We start from the raw sequence: 3,024 nt of genomic DNA, 5'->3' as shown, positions 1-3,024 counted from the left end.
ACGTTTTGCGCAGGTCGCTTCGCTCCCATTTTTGCGCAAAACGCGCACAAGGTAAGCTGCCCCTGCCGGCGGCGTTAAATGGTAGAGGTGAGCACGAATTGGCACAAATTTTCAAATGGCTATTTAGGGATAAGTACTCTGGTCTAGAAAAATACCGAAAAGACAATCCTATAAAACTGCCTGCCATTACATCATCATTGCGAAAATTCATTGAGCGGAATAAAGATAATGGGTTTTATCAAGTTACTATGTATAACGATGATGCAACACCCATGGAATTCGTCATGGAAGTATTGGAATTTTATTTATCATATAGTGTAGTAGATGCGACTGAGAAAATGTCTAAAGTCCACAGATTGGGTGCTCATGGTATTTATGCTTCCAATGAAGAAGCAGCATATATCGTATCTACACTTATTAACGATGTGGCTAAAAGTAGAGGCTACCCTCTGAAATGCAGTGTTCAAAACATTTAACAAAGCCGGGCAATTCGCTCCGGGCCTTCGGCCCTCCGCGGGACGGCTTACCTTGTGCACGTTTTGCGCGGTTCGCTTCGCTCCCATTTTCGCGCAAAACGCGCACAAGGTAAGCCGCCCCTGCCGGCGGCGTTAACCCTTCGAGAGAGCAAGTAATGAAAAAGCAGATAGCGTTCTTCTTTATACTCATTCTCGCGTTCGCCTCGGTAGCGTTGTATGTCAGCCGCCCTGTTGAGCTTAAGGAAAACTCATATACATATTCGGAAATTCAGCAGTTGAAAATTACCCATCCCGATGCCGTCCGTGCATACACAAAGGGTTTGGCAAGTGGCGCATTTGTTTTCCGCCCACTTGACTTTGGGGACTACAGCGCGTCAGGAAAGAGTTCGTATATCTACTGCCCAGATGTATATGAGAAAATTGATTCTGTACTAGTGGATAATTTGGCCACTATGGAAGTAAGAGTTCACGGAGCAAAAGAAAGTGAGCTTTATCCGGAACTCGTTAGGAAAGGTCTAGAAAGAGCGTACCCATGTAATCCAGTAACTAGGAACCGGTGGGCCCCAGAGGGTTAACAAGGCACTGCAGCCGACAGCTTACTTTGTGCACCTTTTGCGCGGTCGCTGTCGCTCCCATTTTCGCGCAAAAGGCGCACAAAGTAAGCTGCGGCTGAGCGCGGCGTTAAGCGAGTATGAAATACCTTTGCTTCATCGTATTCCTGTTAGCATATTTCCCAGCGCTTGCTGGAGGGCCAATGTGGCAGGTTCAAGTTGAGAGTGTGGAGTTACGGAAGGGTATCGCAATAATTAAGATCAATAATGTCGATGATGTGCGTAATCCTTTTCAAACATGTAGCCCATTGATAGTTGTAGCATCCTATGATGGAGAGCCATGGTATCAATTGACAAAAACGTGGTCTGCTCATACGAGCTTGGAAACACAAGAAGCTGCTATTGAGTTTTTACTTTCGGCCCATCAGGAAAATAGAATTGTTTCATTTGGTTATATCGGTACGGGTATAGTTCCGGAAAGTAAAAGGAATATATGTAGGGTTTTATCAAGAGCCCTAGTTAAATCGGCTAATGGCGTAGTGAGCTTTCATGATCCTGCGTGAGCGCTTAACAATGCGCTGCAGACCGACGGCCAACTTTGTGCACTTTATGCGCGGTCGCTACGCTCCCATTATCGCGCATAAAGCGCCCAAAATTGTCCGCGGCTGAGCGCGGCGTTAATGTTCAGGTTCATTATGCCGCCGCCTAAACGTTGTAGCGTGCCCGATGAGCGATTTGGCGGCTGCTAGCGCTGTAGAAACAGTGTCGCTAGCAGGCATTGACGGTTGATTCTAAGAGGCTGCAGTGGGTTCCCTTCGTTAAAGTTAGCGCTGGCGGCGGAAGAAATTGAGTGGGGTTTTCCTTTTGGGCGTGTAAGCCGCTCCAGGGAAAGCGTGGCATGGTACAACCAATCGTGCCGCTCGAAGTATGTCAGTAATTCGGGGCGTTGGGTTTCGTGGTCTTGTTCAGTATTAAATTGCTTTCAAGCCGTTAAACACTAACAAGGCCGGGCAGTTTGCTCCCGGCCTTCGGCCCTCCGCGGGACAGCTTACCTTGTGCACGTTTAGCGCAGGTCGCTTCGCTCCCATTTTTGCGCAAAACGCGCACAAGGTAAGCTGCCCCTGCCGGCGGCGTTATACGTCTACTGGCTAGAACTTTCATTTGAACTATCGGGCGAGAGTAGAAGGTTTGGTTCGAGAAATTACTGAGAGTTTTTGGCTGTTTCAATCAGAAGAAGGCATCGAGATTAGAAAAGGAAATTCTATGGATGTATCAACAATGTTCTCACTGTGGATCGTTGGGTCAATAATTTCTCTTTTAGTCGCGGCATTTATTTTGGAGCTGCTTTGGAACACGACAATCCCGGGAATATTCAATGTTCGAGAAATAGGATATTGGGAAGCTATAAAGTTGATCCTGATCTGCACAATTTTGTTCGGGGCACCATATTTTAATGTGCAATAAAATACAGTACTTTAGGCAAGGTGGATCTACCGTGGCTCCATACGCATAACAATCAGCGGCAGAGCGACAGCCAACGCTGGGCGTTATGCGTCTACCGGCTAGAGCTTTCATTTGAGCTATCGGACGACAGTAGAAGGTTTGGTTCGATAAATTACTGAGAGTTTTTGGCTGTTTCAATCAGAAGAAGGCATCGAGATTAGAAAAGGAAATTCTATGGATGTATCAACAATGTTCTCACTGTGGATCGTTGGGTCAATAATTTCTCTTTTAGTCGCGGCATTTATTTTGGAGCTGCTTTGGAACACGACAATCCCGGGAACATTCAATGTTCGAGAAATAGGATATTGGGAAGCTATAAAGTTGATCCTGATCTGCACAATTTTGTTCGGGGCACCATATTTTAATGTGCAATCAAATACAGTACTGTAGGCAAGGTGGATCTGCCGTGGCTCCATACGCATAACAATCAGCGGCAGAGCGACAGCCAACGCTACGCACCTTTTGTGTTACTCGCTGGCGCTCAAACATTAACA

At 46.5% G+C, this 3,024-nt stretch carries 4 protein-coding genes; 3 read left to right on the top strand and 1 reads right to left on the bottom strand.

What is annotated here, in order from left to right:
* The 3 genes from Q1A74_RS18375 to Q1A74_RS18365 form a co-directional block, all read left to right on the top strand.
* The coding region (locus Q1A74_RS18375) for an ATP-dependent Clp protease adaptor ClpS (RefSeq protein ID WP_299599715.1) at positions 1-476 on the top strand (476 nt) is incomplete at its 5' end.
* 155 nt (positions 477-631) lie between these two features.
* Positions 632-1,051, top strand: coding sequence for a hypothetical protein (locus Q1A74_RS18370; RefSeq protein ID WP_299599713.1), 420 nt, complete (start codon positions 632-634; stop codon positions 1,049-1,051).
* A gap of 179 nt (positions 1,052-1,230) precedes the next feature.
* The gene (locus Q1A74_RS18365; protein WP_299599711.1) at positions 1,231-1,590 is read left to right on the top strand and encodes a hypothetical protein; all 360 of its coding nucleotides are present in this window, start codon (positions 1,231-1,233) and stop codon (positions 1,588-1,590) included.
* Between the two features lie 1,074 nt (positions 1,591-2,664).
* Here Q1A74_RS18365 and Q1A74_RS18360 read toward each other — a convergent pair.
* Positions 2,665-2,979: a hypothetical protein gene (locus Q1A74_RS18360; RefSeq protein ID WP_299599710.1), complete on the bottom strand. Its 315-nt coding sequence runs from the start codon at positions 2,977-2,979 to the stop codon at positions 2,665-2,667.
* Positions 2,980-3,024 lie beyond the last annotated feature (45 nt).

It is taken from the genome of uncultured Microbulbifer sp., from assembly GCF_947504145.1.
Lineage (GTDB): Bacteria > Pseudomonadota > Gammaproteobacteria > Pseudomonadales > Cellvibrionaceae > Microbulbifer.
The sequence above is the reverse complement of the archived record's forward strand: the minus strand, read 5'-3'. Positions and strand labels throughout refer to the sequence as shown.